Source organism: Lipingzhangella halophila (assembly GCF_014203805.1).
GTDB classification, from domain to species: domain Bacteria; phylum Actinomycetota; class Actinomycetes; order Streptosporangiales; family Streptosporangiaceae; genus Lipingzhangella; species Lipingzhangella halophila.
Genome location: NZ_JACHJT010000001.1, coordinates 1016941 through 1043273, shown reverse-complemented (window position 1 = coordinate 1043273; position 26333 = coordinate 1016941). Strand labels below are relative to the sequence as shown.

The 26333-nt window shown below is 67.0% G+C and carries 22 protein-coding genes; 11 read left to right on the top strand and 11 right to left on the bottom strand.

From position 1 onward, the window contains the following. The first annotated feature begins 102 nt into the window (after positions 1 to 102). Genes F4561_RS33570 through F4561_RS04715 form a run of 3 tightly spaced genes read left to right on the top strand, consistent with a single transcriptional unit; the run spans position 103 to position 2318 of the window. A complete protein-coding gene (locus F4561_RS33570; RefSeq protein ID WP_312885144.1) occupies positions 103 to 1149 on the top strand; it encodes an OmpA family protein in 1047 nt (348 codons plus the stop codon). 11 nt (positions 1150 to 1160) lie between these two features. Beyond that, positions 1161 to 1676: a hypothetical protein gene (locus tag F4561_RS04720; RefSeq protein WP_184575130.1), complete on the top strand. Its 516-nt coding sequence runs from the start codon at positions 1161 to 1163 to the stop codon at positions 1674 to 1676. 42 nt (positions 1677 to 1718) lie between these two features. Further along, positions 1719 to 2318, top strand: coding sequence for an aggregation-promoting factor C-terminal-like domain-containing protein (locus tag F4561_RS04715; RefSeq protein ID WP_246437137.1), 600 nt, complete (start codon positions 1719 to 1721; stop codon positions 2316 to 2318). 482 nt (positions 2319 to 2800) lie between these two features. Here the strand turns inward: F4561_RS04715 and F4561_RS04710 are convergent, their stop codons facing one another. Further along, on the bottom strand, positions 2801 to 3589 hold the full coding sequence (locus tag F4561_RS04710) for a hypothetical protein (RefSeq protein WP_184575128.1): 789 nt from the start codon (positions 3587 to 3589) through the stop codon (positions 2801 to 2803). Between the two features lie 198 nt (positions 3590 to 3787). Here F4561_RS04710 and F4561_RS04705 point away from each other — a divergent pair, with 198 nt between their 5' ends. Then, positions 3788 to 4675: a hypothetical protein gene (locus F4561_RS04705; protein ID WP_246437136.1), complete on the top strand. Its 888-nt coding sequence runs from the start codon at positions 3788 to 3790 to the stop codon at positions 4673 to 4675. Positions 4676 to 5416: 741 nt separating this feature from the next. Then, complete coding sequence (locus F4561_RS04700; RefSeq protein WP_184575126.1) at positions 5417 to 6409, top strand: MinD/ParA family ATP-binding protein; 993 nt, start codon at positions 5417 to 5419, stop codon at positions 6407 to 6409. 121 nt (positions 6410 to 6530) lie between these two features. On the opposite strand, the gene F4561_RS04695 is transcribed toward F4561_RS04700, so the two are convergent. From F4561_RS04695 to mgrA, 5 genes are all read right to left on the bottom strand, one after another. Then, positions 6531 to 8222 (bottom strand): ABC transporter family substrate-binding protein, encoded by a 1692-nt coding sequence (locus F4561_RS04695; protein ID WP_184575124.1) that lies wholly within the window; start codon positions 8220 to 8222, stop codon positions 6531 to 6533. A gap of 46 nt (positions 8223 to 8268) precedes the next feature. Continuing rightward, positions 8269 to 10392 (bottom strand): dipeptide ABC transporter ATP-binding protein, encoded by a 2124-nt coding sequence (locus F4561_RS04690; RefSeq protein WP_184575123.1) that lies wholly within the window; start codon positions 10390 to 10392, stop codon positions 8269 to 8271. Between the two features lie 13 nt (positions 10393 to 10405). Beyond that, positions 10406 to 11323: an ABC transporter permease gene (locus F4561_RS04685; RefSeq protein WP_376773634.1), complete on the bottom strand. Its 918-nt coding sequence runs from the start codon at positions 11321 to 11323 to the stop codon at positions 10406 to 10408. Between the two features lie 106 nt (positions 11324 to 11429). Beyond that, on the bottom strand, positions 11430 to 12413 hold the full coding sequence (locus tag F4561_RS04680; RefSeq protein WP_184575121.1) for an ABC transporter permease: 984 nt from the start codon (positions 12411 to 12413) through the stop codon (positions 11430 to 11432). A 504-nt stretch (positions 12414 to 12917) separates the two neighbouring features. Continuing rightward, a complete protein-coding gene (mgrA, locus tag F4561_RS04675) occupies positions 12918 to 13994 on the bottom strand; it encodes an L-glyceraldehyde 3-phosphate reductase (protein WP_184575119.1) in 1077 nt (358 codons plus the stop codon). Between the two features lie 577 nt (positions 13995 to 14571). On the opposite strand from mgrA, the gene F4561_RS04670 reads away from it, so the two are divergent. Then, positions 14572 to 15021 carry an ATP-binding protein gene (locus tag F4561_RS04670; RefSeq protein WP_184575117.1) on the top strand — a complete coding sequence of 150 codons (450 nt, stop codon included), beginning with the start codon at positions 14572 to 14574 and terminating at the stop codon, positions 15019 to 15021. A gap of 122 nt (positions 15022 to 15143) precedes the next feature. Here F4561_RS04670 and F4561_RS04665 read toward each other — a convergent pair whose 3' ends face one another. The 3 genes from F4561_RS04665 to cmtR form a co-directional block, all read right to left on the bottom strand. Continuing rightward, complete coding sequence (locus F4561_RS04665; protein ID WP_184575115.1) at positions 15144 to 15299, bottom strand: hypothetical protein; 156 nt, start codon at positions 15297 to 15299, stop codon at positions 15144 to 15146. Positions 15300 to 15656: 357 nt separating this feature from the next. Beyond that, positions 15657 to 18920 (bottom strand): efflux RND transporter permease subunit, encoded by a 3264-nt coding sequence (locus tag F4561_RS04660; protein ID WP_184575113.1) that lies wholly within the window; start codon positions 18918 to 18920, stop codon positions 15657 to 15659. Between the two features lie 464 nt (positions 18921 to 19384). Further along, entirely contained in the window at positions 19385 to 19732 is a 348-nt protein-coding gene (gene cmtR, locus F4561_RS04655; RefSeq protein ID WP_281384029.1) for a Cd(II)/Pb(II)-sensing metalloregulatory transcriptional regulator CmtR, read from the bottom strand. A gap of 83 nt (positions 19733 to 19815) precedes the next feature. On the opposite strand from cmtR, the gene F4561_RS04650 reads away from it, so the two are divergent. The 5 genes from F4561_RS04650 to F4561_RS04630 all read left to right on the top strand — a co-directional run bounded on the left by F4561_RS04650 (position 19816) and on the right by F4561_RS04630 (position 24561). Next, complete coding sequence (locus tag F4561_RS04650) at positions 19816 to 20733, top strand: cation diffusion facilitator family transporter (RefSeq protein ID WP_184583176.1); 918 nt, start codon at positions 19816 to 19818, stop codon at positions 20731 to 20733. Positions 20734 to 20996: 263 nt separating this feature from the next. Further along, on the top strand, positions 20997 to 22298 hold the full coding sequence (locus tag F4561_RS04645; RefSeq protein ID WP_246437402.1) for a TrkH family potassium uptake protein: 1302 nt from the start codon (positions 20997 to 20999) through the stop codon (positions 22296 to 22298). A 20-nt stretch (positions 22299 to 22318) separates the two neighbouring features. Further along, complete coding sequence (locus tag F4561_RS04640) at positions 22319 to 22987, top strand: potassium channel family protein (RefSeq protein WP_184575107.1); 669 nt, start codon at positions 22319 to 22321, stop codon at positions 22985 to 22987. 104 nt (positions 22988 to 23091) lie between these two features. After that, a complete protein-coding gene (locus F4561_RS04635; RefSeq protein WP_184575105.1) occupies positions 23092 to 24090 on the top strand; it encodes a metal ABC transporter substrate-binding protein in 999 nt (332 codons plus the stop codon). Positions 24091 to 24327: 237 nt separating this feature from the next. Further along, positions 24328 to 24561, top strand: coding sequence for a DUF397 domain-containing protein (locus tag F4561_RS04630; protein ID WP_184575103.1), 234 nt, complete (start codon positions 24328 to 24330; stop codon positions 24559 to 24561). Positions 24562 to 24680: 119 nt separating this feature from the next. On the opposite strand, the gene F4561_RS04625 is transcribed toward F4561_RS04630, so the two are convergent. Together F4561_RS04625 and F4561_RS04620 are read right to left on the bottom strand one after the other, a co-directional pair. Then, positions 24681 to 25550 (bottom strand): Sco1979 family transcriptional regulator, encoded by an 870-nt coding sequence (locus F4561_RS04625; protein ID WP_512698662.1) that lies wholly within the window; start codon positions 25548 to 25550, stop codon positions 24681 to 24683. A 198-nt stretch (positions 25551 to 25748) separates the two neighbouring features. Next, a complete protein-coding gene (locus tag F4561_RS04620) occupies positions 25749 to 26264 on the bottom strand; it encodes an ATP-binding protein (protein WP_312885574.1) in 516 nt (171 codons plus the stop codon). Between the last annotated feature and the right edge of the window lie 69 nt (positions 26265 to 26333).

Here is a 26333-nt window from a genome sequence, read left to right as displayed (position 1 = left end):
TCCCCCGAGCGAGCCTCTTGAAGGAACCACGCTCGTGGACGAAAACACCATGGGCTATCCTGTGCGACGGTCTGAACACGTGACGGAAAGGTGAGAATCACCGTGAACGTCCCAACCGGACGCTACCCAGGGTGGCGTTCGTTCTTGCCGATCGTGGCCGTCCTCCTCCTCTTGACCTCGTGTGTGTCCGGTGGTGGCGACGATGGGTCCGGGGAAGATAAGGCAGGTGGCTCGGATGGTTCCCAAGAAGACGGCTCCCAGGAGAATGCGAACGGCGATCCCCTCGCCACCTCACTCACCACGGATACGGACTGGGGGGCCGACCTGCAGTTCGAGATCAACGCGCTCGATCGGCTGGGAGAGGACAGGCTCCGCCTCGACCTAACGGCGTCGAACAACGGAGATGAGACAGCAAAGCTTTTGCATGTCCTGACGGCACCGACAGGCGTCTCCTCAACGCCGGATGGTGTGAACCTGATAGACACCCAGAATGGGAACCGCCATTTACCGCTGATGAAGACAGGCGAAGAGGAGTGTCTCTGCGCAACCTGGCAGGGAGAGGATTCGATCCAGGCGGGAGAGGAAAAGGATATCTGGGTCGCCTTCCCGGCTCCTCCAGAGGACGTCACCGCCATGACCGTTTCGACACCGGTAACCCCGGACCTTCTTGACATCCCTCTCAGCGAAGGCGATGGCGACAGCGACATCAGCGATGCTCCGGTGGAGGACCCCGAGATCCGTCCGCTCACCGGCATCCAGGACGACATTGACGGAGACAGTTCCCGGGATGACACCGGTGACGAGACCAGCATCATGCTCGCCTCCGACGTCCTGTTCGACACCGACGAATCCGAGTTGACCTCGGATGCCGACGAAACGTTGGAGCAGGTCGCCCAGGAGATCGATGACAGCTCCGCCAGCACCGTCGAGATCGATGGACACACCGACAACACGGGAAACGACTCCATTAACGGCCCTCTCTCCGAGGAGCGGGCGGAAGCCGTCAAGGAGAAACTCGAAGAGCTCGTTACCCGCGACGGCGTTGATTATGAGACCGCCGGCCATGGTTCTAGCGACCCGGTAGGGAACAACGACACCGAAGAAGGGCGCCAGAAGAACCGCCGGGTAACGATCACATTCGAGAAGTAGAGGGACCAGCGATGGTGAAGAGGGTTACTTCCTGGAGCACGGCTTCCCTTGTCGTCGCGCTTGTGGCTGTCACCGCCGTCCCCGCGTCACACGCGCAAGACGAGCTTCCAGTGATCGAATCGGCCGACGCGTCACATTCCGACTGGGGAGACTCCACTGTCGACATCAACCAGGTCGAAATGTCCGAAGAAGGCGGATACGTGACGGTAGCGTGGACCGTGAACAATGAAGGAGAAACAAAGTTCGGTGTCACCGACTTCGGACATGATACGTACCTCTATACGGACGACGGAACCGCCGGCGTCGCTCTCGTCGACGAAGAGAACGGACTCCGCTATAACGCCGTTAATGACTCCGCTGACTATTGTTTGTGCGCCGGCATCTCCCAGGCTCCGGACGTGAAATTCAGGATAAGTCCGGGCGACTCGGTTACCTACTGGACATCGTACTTCATCTCCGAGGAGACGAACGAGGTCGCGGTCGAGGTTCCCGGATTCGAGCCGGTCTCCGGAATCCCCATCGAATAGTCCGAGAAATTCCCTCTAGCAAACAAAAGGGAGGTGTAAAAATTGGATACTCCGCCAGGCCGGATAAGACCCGAGCGGCCCGAAGATGGCGGCGCCTCGTTCGTCGAGGTCGGCATGGTCACCACGCTGGCGGCGACCATTATCTTAGCGATCGCCCAGTCCGAGATCAGTGAGACGATCAATGATTCCATGCGCGAGGTCGTCTGTCTCGTCGAGGGCCCGGAGTGCGGCGAGTCGTGGACCGAGCACGACCGGCCGGACGAACCAGAGGAATACAACTTCGCCGCCGGCACGGGCGGTCGTGCCGGCGACAACGAGGAGAACAAGAAGACCGGGAAGAAGATAGCCGCAGAACGCGGTTTCACGGGGCGGGAGTGGGACTGCCTGGAAACCCTATGGAGCCACGAGAGCAACTGGGACCACAACGCCACCAACCCGAGTAGCGGCGCGCACGGGATCCCGCAGTCGCTGCCCGGAAACAAAATGTCCAGTCATGGTTCCGACTGGCGCACCAACCCCGTGACCCAGATCGAATGGGGCCTCGACTACATCGAGGACCGGTACAACACTCCCTGCGAGGCGTGGGCCTTCTGGCAGAACCCGAATGGCGGCCCGCCCGGCGCCAGCGCCAACTGGTACTAGAAGCGTGCGCGGAGCGAGCGAAAGCACCCGATCCTGAACCCCTCCTTCGCGTTCTTCCTCTCTCCCTCTCTCACCACCGATCCTCCCGCTTCCCGACCGTCCCCTAGGACCTTGTCGCGGCCATGTGGGCCCTGGCCGCGGTGCTGCTGCTTACTGGCAGGGCGGCACCGCTCATAGCCGGTCCCCTCCTTCTTCGCCGGGAACGTCCTCCGCAACGATGTCGGCTCGGACTCCGCTTTCGTGTCGTTCTCCCTCTCCGGAGTCCCACAGGCTCTCGTCGCAGTCGGCACGGTGCTGGTCATCGCCATGGAACCCGGTATGGTCATCGCCTTGTGGGCGCCGCTACTGCGCCCCTACGCGATCATCAGCGGAATCCTCATCCACCTGAGCTTCATTCCGACGATGCAACCCTTGCCTTGCTCGATCCAGTGGTCTGCTGAGTGTCGCGCCCTATCCCCTGTTCGCCTCCTGGCGCCCAGCGACTAACCACACGGGACGTTGCTGAAATCGAACAGCGGGACGTCGTGCCACCCGTCGCCCTCGACGTAGCACAGCCGTCCGGGTACGTAGTCCTGGGGCGCCTGGACCTCGTGGCCCCACAGTTCCTCGGGGGTCTCGTACTGCACGTAGCGGCCGGTGGTTCCGTTATCGTGCCGCTGGGCGTCGTCCTCGGGTGGGACGTCGGCGACGGTGACGGCGAAATCCTGCTCGGGTTCCGCGGAGGTGAGCGTGACCAGCTTCCCGCCCTGGTCGGAGAGGTACTCCTCGTACTGTTCGTCGAACCCCGCAGCCTCCTTGGCTGACTCCCCGTTGGGGACCAGAACGGTGAAGTCCTTGGCGTGCAGCGTGTAGGCGCCGTCGTCAAGCAGGTACGAGGCACGGCCGTGGAAGGTGACGTCGTCGCCCTCGCGCTCCGCGGCGGTGAAGGTGAGCGAGAGGCGGGGCTCCCAGTCGACCTGCGCCGACATGTTGTCCCCATCCTGGTCCGCGGTGACCTCCCGGGTGAAGAGCTCCACCGTGTCACCGGCCGTGGCCTCCGTCTTGACCCCACCGATCTCCAGGACCGGCTCGCCGTCCGCCTCGGCGTCCTCGGGGCCCCCACGTTCGCCCCGCTCTGCGACCCCTCCCCCCGCACCGGGATCCGCCTGCTCCGCCGCAGGGGAGCCTTCGGGATCGGAACCGGTGCCAGTGTCCCCTCCCGAGGACTCCACGCACCCGCTCAGCAGGAACGGAATCGACAGCGACGCTGCGACCCGCAATGTTGTCCGCATCGTCGAGTTCACCGGCCTTCGGTTTCTAGGGTTGGCCTGGGGTCGCCCGGTGCCGGACGATCGCGAATTTTCCCAGACGCGTTGGTTCCCGCGACATTCGGTTGGCATCGTGCCCGTCCGTATTCGGCCACACCCACGCCGTGGAATGCGGGCTCCGCACTCCACGATCCGGCGGCGACTCGCTAGGCTTGGCGCATTATGCTTCGCCCCCTCTCTTACACTTCTCTGGGCCTCGCTGCAACACTGCTGCTTACGGCCTGCCAGGATGACGAACCCGCCCAGGAGGAGGCGTCTCCCTCCCCGATACCCGCATCCGAGCTGGAGACCACCTCGCTCCCCGAGTCCCCCGCGGACCTTGCCGATCTTGTCGGCGACCGGATGCGGGAGGCGCTGTCCGTGGAGGTGGGCATCACCGTCGAGCCCGAAGAGCCCGAAGAGGAAGGGGACGACGCCCCGATCGAGGACGTGAGCATGACGATGCTGCTCACTGACCCGCCGAGCGCGCAGATGACGGTCGTCGACCATGACGAGGACCGGCCGAGCACCGCCCACATCGTCGTCGAGGAAGAGACCATGTACGTCAAGCTCGAGGAGGAACCGATCCTCGAGGAGAAGGACTGGATGCGGATCTCCCAGAAGGAGATCGACTCCGCCGAGGACGACATCGGGCCGTTCGCGGAGATCTTCCAGGTCATGCTCACCGAGACGAACAGTTCACTGGACCAGGCCTCCGGCGACTCCAGCCTCGATGTGGTCGAGCTGGGTGAGCTGGACGACGGCCCCGAGACCGAGGAGACCGACGACGGCGAGATCACCCGGTACACGGGAACGACATCCACCCACGACCTCGTCGACGCTGGGAACGAGGACTTCGAGCAGGCGGTGGACGCGGGTCTCGATGAGGTCGGTTGGGAGATCGCCGTAACGGAGAAAGGGCTGCCCAGCGAGTACACCGTGCAGCTCGTGACCCCCGGAGGCGAGGAGGCCGAAAGCACGGTCCACTACAGCAACTGGGGCGCCGAAGTGGAGATCTCCCGCCCGCCCAAGGACAACACCGGAACGCTGAAGGAGAGTCTCGGCTACTGACGTCGGGGCTCGGGTCCGCGGCGCGGGACCGGGGCGACGGCCGCCCAGCCGAAGGAGCAGTGGGAGAACCGCGAACGCAAGGGCCGGCGGGCGATGGCCGCCGGTCTTCGACCGGGAGGCCTACCGCGGCCGCAACACCGTGGAGCGGTGCGTCAACCCGCTCAACCAGAACCGGGCGGTGGGGCCCGCTACAACAAGCAAGCCGCGGTTTTCGGAGGCACCCGCTGGTCCCGGCGAGGTGGTTCCCAGATGTGTCGTCCCCCGAGAGCGCCCAGACCCGGGAGGGCCGCGTGCTCACCGGTGCGTGGCGCGCCTCCAGACGGAAACGCGGTTCTCGCGTTCGCGCGTGGTACCGCTCCCCGCACCGGTGCAATGCGGGCCGCGATCCCAGTCACCGTTCGTGACCGGGATAATTGCGCGGTTAGCGACACCGAAACTCCGCGGCGCTATCCGGCACTGTCGGGGAATCTTCTCCGCCGCATCGAACTCATTGGGCCCAACGCAATAATTTGGGCCCTAGGGCCCAAATTTGGACCCCAATCGCAAAGCGCAGCAGGACAAGATCATCTTGACCGCGTATTATTTCCCGCGATACCGCAAAAGTACGATTCGCAATGTCGAGGAGACCTGCGCGTGTCGCCCCCGCTACCCCGCTACGGACCGCAGGCAGATGAGGATCCCTCAGACGGAGCCTCGAATCATCCGCTCAACGCCGGTCCGGACCACCGATTCACCACTGACTTGCCCCCCTTCAGCGACGGCGCGCGAAAACCCGGAGCGGCTCACGACGCTTTCGCTCAGGATTTTCCGTCTGACCTCAGCGCCGACTCGCTGATCCACCGTGCGCGGCCGTCGCCCCGGCGAGGCTGGCGGCGCACGCTTTTCACGCTGAGCCGGGGCCGCGTCAACCCCGGTTACTCCAAGGCCGAAGTCCGGCTCCAGGAGCTGGAGGCCGCGATCCGCGGGGGCGCCGTGTCCGGTTCCCGGCGCTCCATCGCGGTTCTCGGCGCGCAGAGAGGTGTTGGAACCTCCACGACCGTCCTGGGGCTCGGCGCGCTGCTCGCGGGCAAGCGCGGCGACCGGGTCGTCGCCGTGGATGCCGATCCCGAGAGAAGCCCGCTGAGCAACCGCGGCCAGGTGCGGGAGCAACCGCAGAGGCCCATGGGCGACCTGCTGTACGACACTGGTGCTGTGCTGCGCTACTCGCAGATCAGCAACTTCGTGGCACAGGACGCCTCCGGGTTGGATGTGCTGCCTTCCAGCCGCGACGACACCGGCGGTGCGCTCCTGAGCGGCCCCGCCTACCGCAGGATCGCCGACGCGGTGGAGCGGTTCTACTCCCTGCTCGTCGTCGACGCCGGCAGCGGGGTCGACCGCCCGGCGGTGCCGGCGATCCTGGAGCGGGCCGACCAGCTCGTGCTCGTCGCCCATCCTTCCTTCGAGGGCGCGAACCGTGCCGCCACGGCGCTGGACGACATCGCCGACCTCGGAGGCCCGGAACTGGCGTCCTCAGCGATAATCGTCCTGGCGCGCTCGCCACGGGGCCATCGCTCCAAGCTCGACGACCTGGAGCGGCAGCTGGCGCGGCGGTGCCAGCAGACCGTTCGGGTGAGCCGCGACGGCACTCTGCGATCGCGCAACGTGGTCGATCCGAGTCGGATGGGCCCGAAGGCCCTGTTCGGCTACCTGGAGCTGGCCGCCGGGATTGTCCGCGCGTTCAACCGCCGGGGATAGGCCGCTCCCACGCCCTGTCGAGCGCATGTGGCCGACACCCCGGATCGGATACCGCCGCCCGGCCGCGGCCCCCGACCGGGCGGCGCGCCGCACGCGGAATGCGGTGCGGCCAATGGCGGCCCTACTCCTCGGTGTAGCCAATGTCCGGGTAGACGATCGAGGCCAGGCCGAATGCGCCGAAGTTGGCGAGATCCTCCGGGACCGCCCAGGTGCCGGTGCGCTGGAACAACGGGATGGACTGGCCGTTCTGCCACAGCAGCGCGTCGATCTCGTTGGCGGTGGCGTCGTACTGCTCGGGATCGGTCTCCGCGGCGAGCTCCTCGAACTTCTGGTTGACCTCTTCGGTCGAGGTGCGCGCGAGGTTGTTCCCCCAGTCCTCGCCGTCCTCGTCGAACGGCCCGCCGAAGTTCTCGAACTGCTCGCCGACATAGGGGGTGCTGCGTGTCATCACAAAGGTGCTGAGCTCGAAGTCACCCGCGTAGATGTGGTCGTTGAAGTACTCGTCGGTCTCCCGTGTCTCGACGCGCACATCGATCCCGACCTCGGCCAGGTGCTCCTGGACGATGGTGGCCTCATTGGTACACGTCTGCACCCCCGCCGGGCAGAAGAAACGCAGGCTGAGCTGGTCGCCCTCGGAGTTGGTGCGCACATTCTGGTCGCCGAGCGCCCATCCGGCCTCCTCAAGCAGTTGGTTGGCCCGATCGACGTCCTGCTCGCCGAGGTCGCCGGAGTTCTCCTGGAATCCCTCCGCGCTCGAACTCAGTAGCCGGTTCGTGGTGGGGTCCTCGGGCCAGTCGATGGCCTCCAGAGACGCGGCGGCCATCTCGCCGCGGTCGATCGCAAGAGTGATCGCGTTCCGCACGTCGACGTCGGACAGCTCCTCGGTGTCCGCGTTCATCTCCAGGAAGCGGAACCCGTTGTCGACGGCCTGGGTGACGCGGCCGTCGTGCCGGTCCTGGACGCGGTTGAACTCCGCGGCCTCATAGCCCACGTAGAAGGTGTCCAGCTCATCGTTGACGAATGCGCCGGCCTGCGCCTCGGGCTTACCCGGTTGGAAGATGATCTCGTCGAGCTTGGCCGGATCGCCCCACCAGTCGTCGTTGCGGACCACGGTCACAGTGCCGCTTCCGGGGTCCAAGCTCTCGAAGTCGAACGGTCCGGCCGTGATCGGGATGTCCTCCAGGTAGCCCTCATTGAACCGGTCGGGGTCGGCCATGACCTCCTTGGGGTACAGGTGCTCGAAAAGCAGCCCGGTCTCCCCGAACGGCTCGGAGAAGTGCACGGTGAGCTCGTACTGGTCGTCGCCCCGCTCGATCGAGTCGATCCGGTCATAGCCGTGCATCTGCCCCGGCGCGGCGAAGTCCCCCTCCTCCTGGCCGCCGAGCGTCATGGCCTGCTGTTCGTAGTCCTTCCAGGTGATGGGTTCCCCGGTGGACCAGTGGGCCTCTGGGTTGAGTTCCATGCGCAGTTGGCGACCATCGTCGCTCATCTCGTAGTCGCGCAGGTAGGCCTCGCGGTTGTAGATCTCACCGTTCTCGTCGAACGCGAAGGGGCTGGGCATCAGCGCCCCCATGATGTGGTGGGCGTCTCCCAGGTTTCCGTCGGTGTGGTGCATCATGTACTGCGAGATCGGCGTGGTGGTCCCCCACCTCAGGGTGCCGCCGTCGCGCACGTCCGCGCGGTCCTGCGGGTTGATGTCCCACGCCGGGATCTCCGCGAGGGATTCGGCGGTGTCACCACCACCGCACGCCGTCGCGGTCAGGACCAGGGCCATGACCGGAGCGGCAAGGGCCGCTGTCCGTCGGGTTCGCATCCTTGCTCGTCCTCCTTGGGTGTGCCGGCCGGCGGCCGGTCGGGGGTCAGACCACGTTTCGCTGCTCCGCGTAGTGGCACGCCGCGGCATGGTCGTTTGCTGCCACCGGGTCGAGTTCCGGTTCGGTGTTCCGACACGCTTGCTGTTCGGTTGCGGTGAGGGTGCGGTACTTCGGGCATCGAGGGCGGAACCGGCAGCCCGACGGCGGGTTGACCGGACTGGGCAGGTCGCCGTCCAGCACGATCGGGGTCCGGGAGCGCTCCCGCTGGGGGTCGGGAACCGGGATCGCCGACAGCAGCGCCTGGGTGTAGGGGTGTGCCGGTGCGGAGAAGAGTGCGCCGGCGGCGCCGACCTCGACGATCCGGCCCAGGTACATGACCGCCACGCGGTCGGCGATATGCCGGATCACCGCCAGGTCGTGCGCGACGAACAGGTAGGACAGGCCGAGGTCGGTCTTGAGCCGGTCGAGCAGGTTGAGCACGCCCGCCTGGATGGAGACGTCGAGCGCGGACACCGGCTCGTCCAGGACCAGCAACCGGGGTTCGAGGGCGAGTGCGCGGGCGATCCCGATGCGCTGGCGCTGGCCGCCGGAGAACTCCTGTGGGAACCGTCCGGCGTGCGCGGGGTCAAGGCCGACAAGGGTGAGCAGCTCGGTGACCCTGGCCCGCACGTCGGGCCGCGGGTATCCGTGGGTGCGCAGCGGCTCGGCAACGATGTCGAACACCTGCATGCGCGGGTCAAGCGAGGACATCGGGTCCTGGAAGACCACCTGGACGTCGCGGCGGATCGCGAACCGCTCCCGCCGGGTGGTGTGCGCGGATTCCCTGCCCAGGACCACGACGGTTCCGCTCTGGGGAGCGCGCAGCCGCAGGATCTCCATCAAGGTGCTGGACTTGCCGCACCCCGACTCCCCGACCAGGCCCAGGGTCTCGCCTTCAGCGATGTCGAAGCTGACCCCGTCGACCGCGTACACAGTGCCCACGCGCCGCCGGAACACCGCACCCTTCATCAGCGGGTGGTGTTTCACCAACCCGTCCACGCGCAGCACTGTTTCCCGGTGCTCCCGGGCGAGCGGCGCGTGGGGGGCAGCGGGGCGGTCGGGCGCCGGGTAGACATCGGCGGCCGACCACCCGTGCTCCCGGATCTCCGCGGTGCGAACGCAGGCGGCGGTGTGCCCCTCGGCACCAGCCGGCCGCGGCTCGGGCTCGGCGGCGCGGCACGCGTCGGTCACGAGCGGGCAGCGAGGGCTGAAGGAGCAGCCCTCTGGGAGGTCGGTGAGGGAGGGCGGGTTCCCGGCTATCGGGATCAGCGGAGCCGGCTCCGCGTCGTCGAGCCGCGGTACCGACCCGAGCAGCCCCATCGTGTAGGGCATCCGGGGGTCCCGGTACACCTGGTCCACGCTGCCGGTCTCGACCGGCCGGCCGGCATACATGACCAGCATCCGGTCGACCAGCCCGGCGACGACGCCGAGGTCGTGCGTGATCAGCACGATGGCGGCCCCGGTCTCGCGCTGGGCGGTCCGGAGCACCTCCAGCACCTGCGCCTGGATAGTGACGTCGAGCGCCGTGGTCGGCTCGTCGCAGATGAGCACATCGGGGTTGTTGGCGATGGCGATGGCGACCAGTACGCGCTGCCGCATGCCGCCGGAGAACTCGTGCGGGAAGGCCCGGTACCGGTTCGCGGGATTGGGGATGCCGACCAGGTCAAGAAGCTCGACGGCTCGCCGGGCTGCCTTGTCCCGGCCCGTCGCGGGATCGTGGGCCCGGATGGCTTCGGCGACCTGGTCGCCGATGGTGTAGACGGGAGTGAGCGCGGACATCGGGTCCTGAAAGACCATGGAGATGGCTTTGCCGCGCTTGGCCGACATGGCGTGGTCGTCCAGGCCGAGCAGTTCCTCGCCGCGCAGCAGGACCGACCCGCTGACCCGCGCGTGCTCGGGCAGCAGGCCCATGACCGCCAGCGAGGACACGGACTTGCCCGATCCCGACTCACCGACGAGCCCCAGGATCTCGCCTCGCTCCAGGTGGTAGTCGAGGCCACGCACCGCCTTGACGTCGGCGCCGCCCCCTTGCCCCGGGAAGGTGACCCGCAGGTCGCGCACCCGCAGGACGGGGGCGCTGGCGACCCCCCGCTCCCCCGCCGCGTCCGCCTGTGCCTCGGTGCCGGTCATTGCTGCCCCCTGTCTAGAACCTGTGCCTGGACTGCGGGTCGAGCGCGTCGCGCAGGCCGTCGCCGATCAGGTTGACCGCGAGCACCAGCACAACGAGCGATCCGGTGCAGAACGCGAACAACCACGGGTGGGTGGTGGCGGCCCCCGACCCGTCCGCGATCAGCGATCCGAGGGAGACGTCCGGGCTCTGCACCCCGAAGCCGAAGTAGGAGAGGCTGGTCTCGGTGATGATGGCGGCGCTCACGTTGACGGTGGCGTCCACCACCAGCAGCGACGACATGTTCGGGATGATGTGGCCGAAGATGATCCGCCACGCGGGAGCTCCCATGTAGTGGGCCGCCAGCACGTACTCGCGTTCCTTGAGCGACATGGTCATCCCGCGCACCATCTTCGAGGTGACCATCCACATGAAGGCGGCGAGCAGGAGCACGAAGACCAACCAGCCACGGTCGCGCAGCGCCGGCGAGAGGATCGCCAGAATCAGGAAGCTGGGCAGCACCAGGGCGAGGTCGGTGATCCACATGAGGATCCGGTCGGTAGCGCCGAGGAAGTACCCCGCGAACGCGCCGACGACCGCGGCGATGAACGTGGAGAGGACCGCGACCAGCAGCCCGATGACGAGCGACTTCCGCAGGCCCACCATCGTGTTGACGAAGATGTCCCCGCCGACCTCGTCGGTGCCCCACCAGTGTTCCGGCGACGGCGGACGCAGGAACGCGGAGTTGTCGCGTTCGCCGAGTTCCCATGGACTGAGCAACGGGCCGATCCAGGCCATGGCGACCAGGAGCGCGATGCAGCAGAGCCCGATCACGACCTGCCGGGTGCGGAGCATCCGCCGCAGCACGGTCGCCCATCGGCCGGGCACGCGCACCTCGCTCGCGCTTCGACCGGGCCCCGCGCCGCGCGCCGCGTACTCGGTGGACATGCTCATCGTCCGCCCCTAAGCGGGACTAGGGTCTCATAATGGTTGGCCGATGGGGGCCGGGTCGGGCGCCGCCGGCTGCTGCCGCGGCCCGGTGGATGGCCAAACGAGCCCATCACCCCACCCGCGCCCGCGGATCGAGCCACACGTAGAGGACGTCGGAGAGCAGCGACGCCGCCATGAGGCACACCGCCATGAAGCAGGAGGCCGCGGCCACCGCGTGCACGTCGTTGTTCCTGATCGACTCGACCACCCACGATCCCATCCCGTTCCAGTTGTAGATCCTCTCAATGAAGGTGGTTCCGGCCATCAGCACGCCGAAGGTGAAGGTGAAGTAGGTGACCGTCGGGATCATGGCGGTTCGCAGGGCGTGTTTCAGAAGGGCGGTGCGCCGCCTGAGCCCTTTGGCCCGAGCGGTGCGCACGAAGTCGGAACCCAGGACGTCGAGCATCATATTGCGCTGGTAGCGGCTGAACGCGGCGAATTGCGCCAGCGCCAGGACCAGTGTCGGCAGGAGCATGTGCCGGGCGCGGTCCCACAGCGTTCCCCAGAACCCCGCTTCGAGCCCGAGGGTTCCCTGCCCGTGGAAGACGAATATCTGCGTTCCGGCCGCCTGGTTGAACGTCGTTGCGAAAGCCTGCAGGGAGATCGCGACGACCACGGACGGAATCGCGAGGACGAAGAATGCCGCGACCGTCGAGATCCGGTCGAACATCCGGTACTGCCGCACCGCGGCGTACGCACCCGCGCCCACACCGATCGTGCTTCCCAGGACGGTACCGACAACAATCAGCTGGAGTGAGACCCATGCGCGCCGTTCGACCTCCTCATTCACCGAGGTTCCGGTGACGGTCGGCCCGAAGTCCCCTTTCACGACGCCGCTCGCCCATACGTACCACCGCTCGGCGAGCGGTGTCTTGTCGTTCAGATTGAGCTCATCGAGGCGCTGGTCGATCTGTTCCTCGCTCGGCCGGTCGCTGCGCTCCTCGTAATTGACGCGCGGGTTCAGCGTCGACGCGGCGAGAAGGTAGGCGAAGGACGTAGCCAGGACCACCAGCACGACATAGCCCGCCAGCCTCCTGACCAGGAACTTCCCCAACTGGGCCTCCCCACCTTACTGACCGGGCGCTGCAGGTCCGGCTACTGCGCCCAACGGCGGGAATTTGACCTGCCGGGATGTTGTCGCTCGCGTACGCCCACGTGTGTACGGGAAGTCCCGAGCCACCGGTGAGGGCCACCTCCCGACGACTGTCGAATCGTGTGCGAATCCGGACCACGAGACGCACTCCAAATTCTCCCGATTTTCCGGGACTTCGGGACACTTGCCGGTCACCGACACATCAAGAAACCGCATCGAGGAAGGCAAGATGGTCCGCAACAACGAAATTCGTCGCCATACTGACGCAACGTACAAAACGGGCGGCACAGGGTTCGCATAATCTCGAACACCGATTTGCGGAATTTCCCGGAAAAGGCGGCGCGGCGGCACAGTCGGCCTATGTGTACCGCAATGACCGCCGCCCGCCGAACCGGAACGGCGGACCCGGCCGGTGCCGGACCCGCCGTGGAACCGGGATACGCGCCGCACCGTCCGGTACTCAGCTCAGTGCTCGCTGGAGCGCCGCCAGATGTTCACCCCGAGGTCCTCGGCATACCGGTCGATCTCGGCGAGCTCCTCCCCGGTGAACCGCGGGCCGCGTACCGCGGCGATACTGTCCTCAAGCTGGGCGACACTGCTCGCGCCGATGAGCGCCGAGGTCACCCGGCTGTCGCGCAGCACCCAGGAGAGCGCGAGCTGGGCCAGGCTCTGGCCACGCCGGCTGGCGATCGCGTCGAGCGCGCGCACCCGGGACAGGTTCTCCTCGGTCAGCCAGTCCCGCGAGAACGCCTTTCCGGTCTTGGCCCGGGAGTCCTCCGGGACGTCGTTCAGGTATTTCCCGGTCAGCAGCCCCTGGGCCAGCGGCGAGAACGCGATGCACCCGACGCCCTCGTGCTGCAGCGTTGCCAGCAGTTCCTGGTCCTCGATCCACCGGTTCACCATGGAGTACGAGGGCTGGTGGATCAGCAGCGGGGTTCCCATCTGCCGCAGGATCGCCGCTGCCTCGGCCGTACGCTCCGCCGAGTAGGAGGAGATACCGGCGTAGAGCGCCCGGCCCGACCGCACCGCCGTGTCGAGCGCCGACATCGTCTCCTCGAGGGGCGTATCCGGGTCGAACCGGTGACTGTAGAAGATGTCCACGTAGTCCAGGCCCATGCGGGCGAGCGACTGGTCCAGGCTGCTGAGCAGGTACTTGCGCGACCCACCGACACCGTAAGGACCGGGCCACATGTCGTATCCGGCCTTGGTGGAGATGACCAGCTCATCGCGGTACGGCCGGAAGTCCTCCCGCAGGATCCGGCCGAAGTTCAGCTCGGCGGACCCGGCGGGCGGGCCGTAGTTGTTGGCCAGGTCGAAATGGGTGACTCCCAGGTCGAAGGCCCGCCGCAGGATGGCCCTTTGCGTTTCGAGCGGCCGGTTGTCGCCGAAGTTCTGCCAAAGCCCCAAGGAGATCTCGGGCAGATCCAGGCCACTGCGCCCGCTTCGGCGGTAGGGCACCCTCCCGTCGTAGCGCGACGGGTCGGCAACGTGCACTCCAGCGCTTCGGGTGTCCAGTCGTGGGATGTCGGCTTCTCGCACCATGGGCCCCATGATCCCAGGCGGGTCCCGGGCTGGCGCAGAAGCACCCCGGTTGATGCGGGACCACTGTCCGGGGCAATGACCGCTCCACCTCGGGTACCGTCAAGCGGGTGGCCGCATTCGGCCAGGCCTGCGCAGAAAACGCGGTCGACGCGCAGCTCAGGTAGGAAGGTACCCGGGCTGTGAACGGGTGGTGCTCATGGCTCGGACCACGGCCCACCCCCGCCTGCTTTACCGGAAGTCAACCCGCGTATTCTTAGCGTGGACATGGCCGTCGAGGCCAAGCGAGCCTACTACAACCATGGCCGTACAACTGCACAAGGCACCCACTACCCCACGAGTGGCTCCCGGCCATCCCCCGCAATGCGCCGTGACCTCGCGCAGGAGGCATCGGACGCCCCGAGGGGGCCACGTGAAGCACGTCACCATGGTCCGAACGTGCCGCCGATGCACTGCCCCGGGGAGTGATCAGCACATGTCCGACACCCCAACCGCGCGTTGGTGGGACCTCGGAGAAACCCAGGTCCCCACCCCGCGTCCGGACAGCTCCCGACCTGAACTCCAACGTCCGGCGAGATCAATGGAAGAGCGCCGCACCGTACCCGCCGAGCTTCCGGACCAGCCTGTCCGGCGCCGGTTTCCGGGTCTGCCCAACCAGATCAAGTATGCCCGTCGCTTCGTTGAACGGCAGCTCGCCGGCTCACCGGTACTCACGAACGCGACCCTGCTCACCAGCGAACTGTCGACCAACGCCGTGACCCACAGTGCGTCCGGCTCCACCGGCGGCAAGTTCGAGGTGAGCGTGTATCTCGCCACGGGATGGGCCCGCGTCGAGGTGCGCGACCTCGGCAGTCCGGAACAGCCCCGCGCCCAGCACCGCGACCCCTACGACACCAGCGAGCACGGCCGAGGGCTGGACCTTGTCGAGGCCATGGCCACGAAATGGGGCACCGAGCCCCGTTCCGACGGCCTCGGCCGGCTGGTCTGGTTCGAGCTGCTCTGGGATGCCGAGTCCTCGCTCAGCGACTGACAGCTAAGGCCGCGACGCGCCGGCGTTCCGCGGCCACCCGGACATGACGAAGGGTCCCCCCGCACGGGGAGACCCCGATCGTTCTGTCGTCACTGTGCGACCGCTGGGCGAGAGCCCATGCACTAGGTTTCCTCCCCGGGGGTTGTCTCCTCCGACGACGTGGTGGGCAGCCGATATTTCTCGTACAGCTCTCGCGCGTAGTCCTTGGCTTCCTGTGATGGCTCGTCGCCGAGCTCCTCACGCACGAGTTCGTCGAGTTCGTTCTTCTTGCTTTCCATTGCGTCTCCTAGCGAGGGGCCCTGGCCCGAAGGACAGTTCGCTTACCTGTGCTGATTTCCCCCGGTGCGCACTTGTTTGCCGCGCTCCACCTGTGTCCAAGCCCCCGGCCTGTACTTGTTCGCTGCCTACCTCACGCAAGAGAAGCGGGCAGCCCCCATCATGCAGACGAGGGGGAGGAGTCACAAGCTGCAGCTTGCCCGCCATGAGGGTCAAAAAACAAATCGCGACGCCAGTGGTCCGCATTCGCACCCCGCCACAACGCTGTGTCCTCCTGGGAAGTGGTTGGGCGGGCCGGGACGGGGTGGCGCGCCACCGCCTGTACGATGGCACGCCACCCCGGGCGCAAGCCCTGCCGGCTACGCCTTGCCGGGCTCGTCTCCCGACTCGTCCTGCTCCTGCTCTGCGGTGCCGGACTCCACGCCGTCCTCCGCCGCGGTGCCGCCACCGTTGGCCGAGCGGGCCGCGGCCAGCTTGGCCTCGCGCTTGGCCGCGCGGCGCTGCACACGGCGCTCCTTGCGCGCCTCGTACATGGTGTAGAGCACCGGAACCAGAACCAGGGTCAGCAGCGTGGACGTGAACAGGCCGCCGATGACCACGATCGCCAGAGGTGCCGCGATGAAGGCGCCGCCGCCGGTGAACCCGAGCGCCATCGGGGTCAGGGCGAACATGGTGGCCAGTGCGGTCATCAGGATAGGCCGCAGCCGGTGCCGCGCTCCCTCGACCACCGCCTCGCCCAGTTCCATGCCGTTGTTGCGGTTCTGGTTGATCAGGTCGATCAGCACAATCGCGTTGGTGACCACGATCCCGATCAGCATCAGCATGCCAATCAGGGAGGGCAGCCCCACCGGTACGCCGCTGACCAGCAACAGCCCCAGTGAGCCGGTCGCCGCGAACGGGATCGACACCAGCAGGATCAGCGGCTGGACGAGGCTCTTGAAGGTCGCCACCATGATCAGGAAGACGAGTGCGATCGCCGCCAGCATCGCCAGACCCAGCTGGGCGAACGCCTCGTTCTGCTCGGTGCTGACACCACCCAGACTGGCGGTGGCGCTCTCGGGCAGGTCGAGCGACTCCAGCTCCTGGTTCACCTCAGTGCTGACCGCGGTCAGGTCGTCGGCCGTCGGCGTCGCCGAGACGGTCGCGGTGCGCGCACCGTCCTCCCGGGTCAGCTCGGGCGGCTGGTTGACCTCCTCGACACTGGCGACCTCGGAGAGCTCGACCTCGTCGCCCTCGGGCGTCGCGATCTCCAGCTCCTCCAGGTCAGCCACACTCGCGGGCTCCTCGTACATTCGCACGACCATGTCGCGCTCGACGCCACCGATGGTCGCGGTGCCCACCTCGGCGCCCTGGAACGCCTCGGTGACGGCCTGCCCGATCTGCATCTCGGTCAGCCCTTCGTCGGCGGCGTCTTCTCCGTCGACCTGGACATCGAGCTGGGACTGCGTGGCGGCGATGCTGTTCTCGACGTCCTCCAACCCGTCGATGTCACCGAGGGTGTCCTCGACCGCTCCCGTTGCCTCTTCCAGGGTCTCGGGACCATCGGCCTGGACCTGGACCTCCAGATCGGAGCCCGCGCCCCCGGAATCGTCGAGACGGATATCGGTGTCGGTGTCGACGTCCTCCAGCGCGGTGCGCAGTTTCTCCTGCACCATCTCCTGGTCGGCGTCGGGATCGGCGGTGATCGTGTACTGGGTGGTGTCGGCACCGCCGCCACCCATCATCTCCGCCGCGGGGTCGCCACCGCTGCCGATCGACACCTGGTAGGAGTCCATCCAGGACATCCCGTCGAGCTTCTCCTCGACCTTCTGGGCTTCCTCGTTGGCCTCCTCCAGCGACGTTCCAACCTCGAGCTCCTGGGTCACCAGGTAGGTGTTCTGCCCCTGCTGACCCAGGAAGTCCTTCTTGACGGAAGGCCACATCGCGAACGTGCCCCCGAAAAGCACAACGGTCACCAGCAACGTGATGACCCGGTGCCGGGTGGTCCACCGGATGATCGGCAGGTAGGCCCGCTGCAAAGGACTGCGCAGCTCGCGCCGCTGCTCCTCGTCCTTGATCCGCTCCACGTCCTCGGGCGGAACGACCCGGGTACTGCTGAACCAGTAGGCGAGCACCGGGACGATGGTCAGCGCGACCAGCAGCGATGCCGCCAGTGCGAGGCTCACGGTCACCGCGAAGGGCCGGAACAGCTCGCCGGTCTGGCCACCCACGAAGGCCACCGGCAGGAACACCGCGATGGTGGTCAGGGTGGAGGCGGTGACAGCGGTAGCCACCTCGCGCACCCCGGTCAACACGGCGGTCAGTTTCTCCTCGCCGTACCGGAGATGCCGCTTGATGTTCTCCAGTACCACGATGGAGTCGTCGACGACCCGGCCGACGGACACCGTGAGCGCGCCCAACGTGAGCATGTTCAGCGAATAGCCGAACACCTGCATGCCGATCATCGCCACCAGCAGCGACGTCGGGATGGACACCGCCGCGACGAACGTGGAGCGGAGGGAGAGCAGGAACAGCGCGATGACCAGGATTGCGAACCCCAGCCCGAACCCGCCTTCCTGGGCCATCGCCGTGATGGACTCCTCGATGAAGGGCGCCTGGTCGAAGACGGCGGTGATCTCGGCGTCCCCGCCCAGCATCGGTGCGATCTCCTCGGCCGTCTCCTGGGCGGTCTCGGAGATCTCGACCGTGTTGCCCTCGGGCGTCTTGGTGATCATGATGCCAAGGCTGGGGTTGCCGTTGGTCCGGGTGATCGAGGTCTCCTCGTCGGCCTTGAGCTCGACCTCGGCCACGTCCTTCAGTTGCGCCGCGTCGGCCTGCGCCGAGTCCGCTCCGGGCATGCCGGCGGCGGCTCCCGGATCGGCCGCGCCTCCGCCGCCCCCGCCGGGAGTGACCCAGATGTCCTCGACCTGCTCGATCGACTCCAACCGCTCACCGGTGGTGACGGTAAGAGTGCGCCCGTCCTCGGTGATCTCACCGCCGGGAGCCAACGCGCCGCTGGATTCCAGCGCACTGGTGACGTCGGCCGAGGTGAGCCCGTCGTCCTCGAGGTCGTCCTCGTCGGGCGTGATCGTGACGGTGGACTCGCGGACACCGGTGAGCTGTGCCGCGCGCACTCCGTCGATGGACTCCAGCTCCGGGATGAGCTGCTCCTCGATCGGTTCGGCCAGCTCCTGCTCATCACCGTCCCCGGCCCCGGCGGCCAGCATGACCACGGGCATGTCATCGGTGCCGAACGACATCACCGACGGTTCGACCCCGTCCGGCAGCATCGGCTCGACCTGGTCGACCGCCTGCTGAGTGGACCGCACCACGTCCTCGGTCTCGTCCTCGTAGTCGAACTCCGCGGTGATCGAGGAACTGCCGTTGCTGGACGTGGAGGTGTACGTGGTGACGCCGGAGACGCCCTTGAGGGCCTGTTCCAGGGGCTCGGTGACCTCGTTCTCGACCACCTCGGGTGAGGCGCCCTCGTATTGGGCGTTCACCATCACCATGGGTAGGTCCATCTCGGGCATCAGCTCGCGCTTGGCCGACGTCGTCGCGAGCAGCCCGAAGACGAGCGCCGCCAGCGTGATGAGCAGGATCAGTGCCCGGTTCGCGAGGGAGAGTTGCGCTAGCCGGTTCATGAGTCCCACCCACCGTCTCGCGCGCCCGTTAACGGGGAAGCCTGGGTGGGGTCGCCAAGGCTGTTCTTGGCCAGTATGGACATGAGTGTTCGCGCTCCTGTGAGATGTCTGTTCGTGCGGAGGGCACCGCTGCGGTGAGCGGTCTACGCCGGTCCATGCGGTTAGATTGACGGGGTCGCACGGGATTTTCCGGGCACGCGACGTCCACAATACTTCGCGTCATATCTGAAGTCAGCGCGAGCAGCGCCACATCGGGGGGATGTCAGGGGTATGTCAGCGACGCATCAGGGCTACCCCTAGTGGAGCACCAGGTAAGGGGCTGCACGGCGCCCCGGACGGTGACCTATTCCGGTCACCACACGGGGCGCGTCAGTGCGTCCTTAACGCCTTCCACAGGCGCGCGCCCGCGCTTGGCGTGCCACCCGCAGCCGGGCATCCTGGGAATAAGACAGGACGGAACGCAGCTAGTTAACCGGAATCGGCGTGGTCTCACCGGGCGGTACGTGCTCGTCAGCCACTCCCCAGACGACACGCAGCAGGTCCTCGAGCGCATGCGCCAGCGAGGCGTCGACCAGTTCGTAGCTCACCTGTCTTCCGAGCGCTGTCGTACGCACCAGCCCACATTCGCGCAGGCAGGCAAGGTGGTTGGAGACATTCTGCCTGGTCAGTCCCAGATCGTCGGCCAGCTTGGCCGGGTAGCCGGGACCATCGAGCAGGGCCAGCAACAGCCGGCATCGCGTGGGGTCGGCGAGGGCGCGACCGAGTCGCTGGATCGCGGAGAGCCGCTGGTCGGAGGTCAACATGAAAATCATTGTACACCGTTTGCTGTATTGACAGCCTAGACTGTATAAACAGTGGCGGCTGAACAATGCCTCGGACGAAACAGGGGGAGCACATGGGTGCCGGACACGGGCACGGGCACGGGCACGTGACCGCGGGTTCCGCCAATCGCGGACGCCTCACCGTGGTGCTGCTCATGATGCTGAGCGTCGCCGGCGTCCAGGTCGTCGGGGCGGCGACCACCGGCAGCCTGGCGCTGCTCGCCGACGCCGGGCACACCGTCACCGACTCCATCGGCGTGCTGCTCGCCCTGGCGGCGGTGTGGATCGCCAGCCGTCCAGCGTGCACGAAGCGTACGTTCGGCTACCAGCGGGCCGAGATCCTGGCCGCCGCGGTGAACGCTCTTGTGCTGTTCGTACTGTGTGCGTTCATCGTGCTGGAGGCGATCGACCGGCTGCGCGACCCCAGCCCGGTGGCCGGGCCGGGAATGGTCGCGGTGGCCGCGTTCGGGCTGATCATGAACATCGCAGCGATGCTCGTCCTGCGCAGGGGGCAGCGCGAGAGCCTCAACGTCCGCGGCGCCTACCTGGAGGTCATGGGCGACGCGCTGTCCTCGCTCGGTGTGATCGTCGGGGGTGTCCTCATCTGGCTCACCGCCTGGGAGCGGACCGACTCCATCATCTCGCTGGTCATCGCCGCCATCGTCGTACCGCGCGCCTGGAGCCTGCTGCGCGAGGCGGTGCACGTTCTTCTTGAGGCCACACCGCGCGACATGGACCTGAACGAGGTCCGTGCGCACCTGCTGCGCCAGCCGGGGGTCGTCGACGTGCACGACCTGCACGCGTGGACCATCACCTCCGGGGTCCCGGTCATGTCGGCGCACGTCGTGGTCGACGACGACTATCTCACCGAGGCCGGCCGAATGCTCGACGAGCTCCACACCTGTCTCGCCGGCCATTTCGACGTGGAGCACTCCACCCTGCAGATCGAACCTGTCGGGCACGTCAACCACGAGGGCGCGCGCCACTACTGACCCTGAGCGCGTTCCTCGCTGCGTAACCACGCCGGGGGCACCCGGAAGCCGGGCCCCCGCTGACGCGGCCAAGGGCGGCCTGTGCCGCGCCTCCGCCCCCGCATATGGGAACATCGCTCTCGACCTGCGATGTGCTGGGAGTGGAGGTGCGAGTGAACTTCCGGGGCTTAATCGGACGCCTCCTGCGTCCGCAGCGCCGGTACGGACAAGGCGCCACACTCGTCCAGGAGATCCCCCGGTTCCCTTGGCTGCGGCCGGCACGGATGTTCGTCATCCTGTTCGCCATCGTCGACCTCGCGGGAGCGGGGCTCCTGCTGCTACCCGCCGCGACCACGGGCGACGAACAGCTCACCGTCGTCGAGGCGCTGTTCACCGCGACGACGTCCCTTGCCGTCTGCGGCCTGACCATCATCGCGATCGGCGCCGACTTGTCCGTGTTCGGGCACGTCGTCGTCATTGTGCTGATCCAGGCGGGTGGTATCGGCATCATGGCCCTGGCGTCGGTCCTGGGAGCCGTGGTGATCCGCCGCTTCGGGTTGCGGATGCAGCTCAGCGCGCAGGCCGAGACGCGCAACCTCGCCGTTGGCGAGGTCCGCGGTGTGGTGATGCGCATCGGCGTGGTGAGCCTCATCTGCGAGGGCGTGATCGCGTTGATCATCATCCCCCGGATGTGGCTGGGGCACGACCTCTCGCTGGGCGCCGCCCTCTACAGTGGTGTCTTCCACGCGGTCTCGGCGTTCAACAACGCAGGGCTGTCGCTCTACGCCGACAGCCTCACGCGTTTCTCCGGTGACCCGATCATCCTGCTGACCGTGGCGTTCGCGACCATCGTGGGCGGCCTGGGCTTTCCGATCCTGCTGGAGCTGCGCCGGCACCTGTGGCGCCCGTCCCACTGGACACTGCACGCCAAGCTCACGGTGTACACCACGCTGCTGCTCTACCTCGGCGGCTCGCTGGTCGTGATCGTGCTGGAGTGGTCCAACCCCGCCACGCTCGGCTCGCTGAGCTGGCCGGCGCGGCTGGTCGACGGCATCTTCCACGGGGTGATGCCGCGCAGCGGCGGGTTCAACGTCCTCGACGTGGGCACGATGGACGACTCCTCGCTGCTCGTGACCATCATGCTGATGTTCGTCGGTAACGGGAGCGCGGGCACGGCGGGCGGCATCAAGGTCGCGACCCTCGCTGTGATCTTCCTGGTGGTGTGGTCGGAGATCCGCGGCCACGCCGGCGTGCACGTCTTCGGGCGGCGGCTGTCCTCCAACGCCATCCGGGAAGCACTGAGCCTGATGTTCCTGTTGATGACGGTAGTGGTCGTGTCGACGGTCGTCCTGCTCGCGACCACCCCGTTCAAGTTCACCCAGGTGCTCTTCGAGGTAGTGTCCGCGGCTGGAGTCGTCGGGCTGTCCACCGGCATCACCCCGGATCTGCCGCCGGCCGCTCAGGTACTGCTGATCGTGCTGATGGTGGCGGGCCGGATCGGGCCGATCACCTTCGCCTCAGCGCTGGCACTGCGCGAACGGCGCCGTCGATACGATCTAGCCGAGTCCCGGCCGATCATCGGCTGACGGAACATAGGGAGAGAACAGTGCAGCGCACTAGGCCCCACGACAAGCGGGTACTCGTCATCGGGCTGGGCAGGTTCGGCAGTTCCCTCGCCCTGGAGCTCGTGAAGCACGGGTGGGAGGTATTGGGCATGGACTCCACCCCGCGGCTGGTCCAGGCTTATGCCGACGCGCTCACCCATACCGTGGTCGCCGACGCCACTGACGACGAGGCGCTTCGCCAGGTCGGCGCCGAGGAGTTCAAGCGGGCCGTGGTCGCCATCGGAACCCACCTGGAGGAGAGCATCCTGGCCACCTCCCTGCTGGTGGACATGGGCGTCCCCGACATCTGGGCCAAGGCGACCAGCCGGCGGCACGGCCGGATCCTGCAGCAGATCGGCACCCACCACGTGATCCTTCCCGAGCACGACATGGGCGAGCGCGTCGCCCACCTGGTGTCGGGCCGGATGCTCGACTACGTCGAGTTGGAGGAGAACTTCGCGCTCGGCAAGACCCGCGCCCCGCGCGAACTGATCGGCCGCAAGCTCGGCGAGACCGGAGTCCGCTCCAAGCGCGGCATCACCGTTGTCTGCATCAAACGGCACGGTGAGGCGTTCACCTACGCAACCGCCGAGACGGTCCCGCAGAAGGGCGACATCATCGTCGTCGCCGGGAAGACCAACGACGTCGAGCGGTTCGCCGAGATCAGCTGACGCCCGGCGGTCGGCCTGTGCCTCCGCGCGCCAGTCTTCGAATCCGGTTCGCCCCAAACCGACCTAAATTGACAATCATTTTCATTTTCGGCGAAGATTGATCCATGCGATCTTCGATGTCGGTAAGGATGACAGCGGCGTGCGCCGCCAGCGTGCTGGCCGTGACCGCGAGCGGCTGCGGTGAGGAGACGAGCGAGGGTGGCGGCGCGGGAGCCAGTGTCGTCACCGGCGTCTACCCGCTCGAATGGTTGGCCACGCAAGTCGGCGGCGAGCACGCCGACGTGGACAACCTGACCGAGCCAGGAGTCGACCCACACGCCCTCGAACTGTCCCCCCGCCAGGTCGGCCAGGTGAGCGAGGCCGATGTCGCGTTCTACGTCTCAGGGCTGCAGCCGGCGGTCGACGACGCCATCGACCAGGAGGGCGGCGAGAACGCGCTGGATGTCGCCGACCTCGTCGAGCTCCGCCCCGCCGGCGAGGAGGAGGACGGCCACGGCGAAGACGGCGAGCACGAGGAGCACGGCGAGGAGCACGGCGAGGAGGACGGCCACGGCGAAGACGGCGAGCATGACGAGCACGGCGAGGAGGATCCGCACATGTGGCTCGACCTCGACCGGATGTCCCAGGCCACCGAAGGGCTGGCCGAGCAGCTTGCCGAGGTCGACCCGGACAACGCCGCCGACTACCGGGCCAATGCCGAAACGACCATCGACACGTTGACCGGGATCGACCAGGAGTACGCCGACACCCTGGACGCGTGCGAGAGCCGCGACATAGTGGTGAACCACGCCGCGTTCGGCTACCTCGCCGAGAGCTACGACCTGAACCAGATCAGCATCAGCGGGCTGGAGTCCGACTCCGAGCCGTCGCCGGCCCGGATCGCCGAGGTGGCCGACCTCGTGGAGGAGCACGACGTCACGACGGTCTTCACCGAGACGTTGACCCCGACCGACACCGCCGAGACGATCGCCGAGGAGACGGGCGCCGAGACCGCCGTGCTCGACCCGCTCGGCGGGATCACCGACGAGTCTCCCGGTGACGACTACCCCTCCGGCATGCGCGCCAACCTCGATGCGTTGGACTCCGCCCTGCGCTGTTCCTGACCCACTCCTTCGCCACGGACGACCAAGGGCCCCGCCGCCACGGCGGGGCCCTTGATGCATTCCCACCTGGGGGATTTCCGGAGATCACACGACGATACCCACCTGAGAAAGTCGGGGACATCCAAATGCACGTGCGCTATCCTGTTCAAAGTACGGTGCGGATGCACGTGCATAAGGATGTGCATCCAGCGCCGTACGTGAAACCCGCACACTCCAGTTGGACGTAAGGAGCATCCCGTGACCGTTCACAACGGCATCGCTGCATCTGACCTGCAGGGCGTTACCTGGCAGAAGAGTCAGCGCAGCAATTCCCGCGGCGCGTGCGTGGAGATGGCCCGGCTCACCGATGGCTCGATCGCCATGCGCAACTCCCGCTTCCCCGACGGCCCCGCCCTGGTCTACACCCAGGCTGAGGTCGACGCGCTGATCATGGGTGCCAAGGACGGCGACTTCGACAACCTGGTGAGCTAATCCCCTCAGCCCACCCGGGCGCGCGAACCACAAAGGGAGGAGTCCCCGAAAACGATCACCGGAGGGTGATCAGAGGGAGGGTGGGGCTCCTCCCGCTCAGGCGGGGAACACTGCGGCGCTCAGAGATCGTCGATCATGTTCTTCAGGATTCCGCGGGTCTCGACCGGCGGTTCCGCCACGACGCTCAACCGTTCCATCGCCATCGTGTAGGTGTCGATCTCACTGCGTTTGTCCAGACAGAGCGAACCCGTGAGCTGTTCCAGGTAGACGATGTCGGAAAGATCGAAATCGGGATAGCGCAGGATCGTGAAGGAACCGGCCTCGGCCGCGTGCGCTCCGATGCTGAACGGAATAACCTGCAACGTAATGTTGGGGTAATCGCACAGCTCGATCAGCCGTTGTAACTGCCGGGCCATGATGCCGACCCCACCCACGGGCCGGCGCAGAGCGGTCTCGTCCAGGATGGCCCACAGCTTGACGCCGGCCTCCTCCTCGAGACGGCTTTGCCGGCGCATCCGCACCGCCACGCGGTCCTCCACGCTGGGATCGGGACCGGGCGATCCTCCGGTGATAACCGCGCGGGCGTACTCCTCGGTCTGCAGCAGGCCGGGAATGAACTGCGCCTCGTACAGCCGGATCCGGGTGGCCGCCTCCTCCAGGCCCACGTAGACCTGGAACCAGTCGGGAAGCGCCTCACCGTACTGCTGCCACCAACCGGGCTTATTGGTGTCCTTCGCGAGCTGCACCAGTGTGGTGATCAGCTCCTCGTCGTCGACCCCGTAGAACTTCAGCAGGTCCTCGACATCGCGCGGCTTGAACCCGACGCGGCCCAGTTCCATTCGGCTGATCTTGGACTCGGACCCGCGGATCTCGTGGCCGGCGTCGCTTCGGCTTATCCCCTTGGCCTCGCGGTACTTGCGCAGTTCTGAACCGAGGAGCATGCGGCGGACCGTGGGACCGCTGCCCTCTTTGAGTCGGGCAAAGTCCACAGCCACTGTGACCCCACCCTTCACTGCTTCACCGTTGCCTGCCCGAGGAGCCCGACCACCGCACCGCGGTGTCTGTCCACGTTTACACGATAACGCCCATGAGAACTTCCGGTTAGTTGACGGGGCGCCATGACCGCGAATTCATTCGGCAGTGGAGTCCCTCACATCCCCTGGCATGCACCGTAATGGATGTTCGGGCTAGCGAAACAGTGCCCACACGAACTTGCCTACGGGCACGGTCGGCACCGCGCCCCAGCTTGCGGCGAAGCAGGACACCAGGCGCAGCCCCCGCCCGGTCTCCAGCATGAAGTCGGGCTCGCGCCGCACCGGGATCCGGTCGTTGGCGTCGCGCACGGCGCAGACGAGCTCTCCGCCCCGGCGCATCATCGTGAGCTGCAGGAGGCAGTCGCCCCCGCTGGCCCCCGGATCGGGCCCGTGCCGCAGCGCGTTGGTGACCAACTCGGAAACAACGAGCTCGACGTCAGCGGCGAAGCGGGTCATGCCCCACTCGCGCAGAATGCCGCGTGCGATCTCGCGCGCCACAGCAGGCGCCGTGGGATCGGCGTCGAGCCTCCAGGAAAGCCTTTCGTGGCTGGCTGTGCCCCGGGGAGGTGTCCGCGCCGAGGACCCGTGGCTCAGCGCGGGAAGCCACCATGTGCGGGGAGGGCCAGACTCAAGGGCTGGCGAACATTCACCCTCCAACGTCCTGCCCACCGAAAACTGGGCTGGCTGTCCGGTCACCGCGATCCCCTTTGCAGTCCGCACGCGTCACGATCGCTTTGC

What these genes read in the sequence shown, in the direction of transcription:
- F4561_RS04720 (WP_184575130.1), top strand. Translation starts at nt 1,161, where the DNA reads ATGGTGAAGAGGGTTACTTCCTGGAGCACGGCTTCCCTTGTCGTCGCG.
- F4561_RS04710 (WP_184575128.1), bottom strand. Translation starts at nt 3,589, where the DNA reads ATGCGGACAACATTGCGGGTCGCAGCGTCGCTGTCGATTCCGTTCCTG.
- F4561_RS04705 (WP_246437136.1), top strand. Translation starts at nt 3,788, where the DNA reads ATGCTTCGCCCCCTCTCTTACACTTCTCTGGGCCTCGCTGCAACACTG.
- F4561_RS04695 (WP_184575124.1), bottom strand. Translation starts at nt 8,222, where the DNA reads ATGCGAACCCGACGGACAGCGGCCCTTGCCGCTCCGGTCATGGCCCTG.
- F4561_RS04690 (WP_184575123.1), bottom strand. Translation starts at nt 10,392, where the DNA reads ATGACCGGCACCGAGGCACAGGCGGACGCGGCGGGGGAGCGGGGGGTC.
- F4561_RS04685 (WP_376773634.1), bottom strand. Translation starts at nt 11,323, where the DNA reads ATGAGCATGTCCACCGAGTACGCGGCGCGCGGCGCGGGGCCCGGTCGA.
- mgrA (WP_184575119.1), bottom strand. Translation starts at nt 13,994, where the DNA reads ATGGTGCGAGAAGCCGACATCCCACGACTGGACACCCGAAGCGCTGGA.
- F4561_RS04670 (WP_184575117.1), top strand. Translation starts at nt 14,572, where the DNA reads ATGGAAGAGCGCCGCACCGTACCCGCCGAGCTTCCGGACCAGCCTGTC.
- F4561_RS04665 (WP_184575115.1), bottom strand. Translation starts at nt 15,299, where the DNA reads ATGGAAAGCAAGAAGAACGAACTCGACGAACTCGTGCGTGAGGAGCTC.
- F4561_RS04660 (WP_184575113.1), bottom strand. Translation starts at nt 18,920, where the DNA reads ATGAACCGGCTAGCGCAACTCTCCCTCGCGAACCGGGCACTGATCCTG.
- cmtR (WP_281384029.1), bottom strand. Translation starts at nt 19,732, where the DNA reads ATGATTTTCATGTTGACCTCCGACCAGCGGCTCTCCGCGATCCAGCGA.
- F4561_RS04650 (WP_184583176.1), top strand. Translation starts at nt 19,816, where the DNA reads ATGGGTGCCGGACACGGGCACGGGCACGGGCACGTGACCGCGGGTTCC.
- F4561_RS04645 (WP_246437402.1), top strand. Translation starts at nt 20,997, where the DNA reads ATGTTCGTCATCCTGTTCGCCATCGTCGACCTCGCGGGAGCGGGGCTC.
- F4561_RS04635 (WP_184575105.1), top strand. Translation starts at nt 23,092, where the DNA reads ATGCGATCTTCGATGTCGGTAAGGATGACAGCGGCGTGCGCCGCCAGC.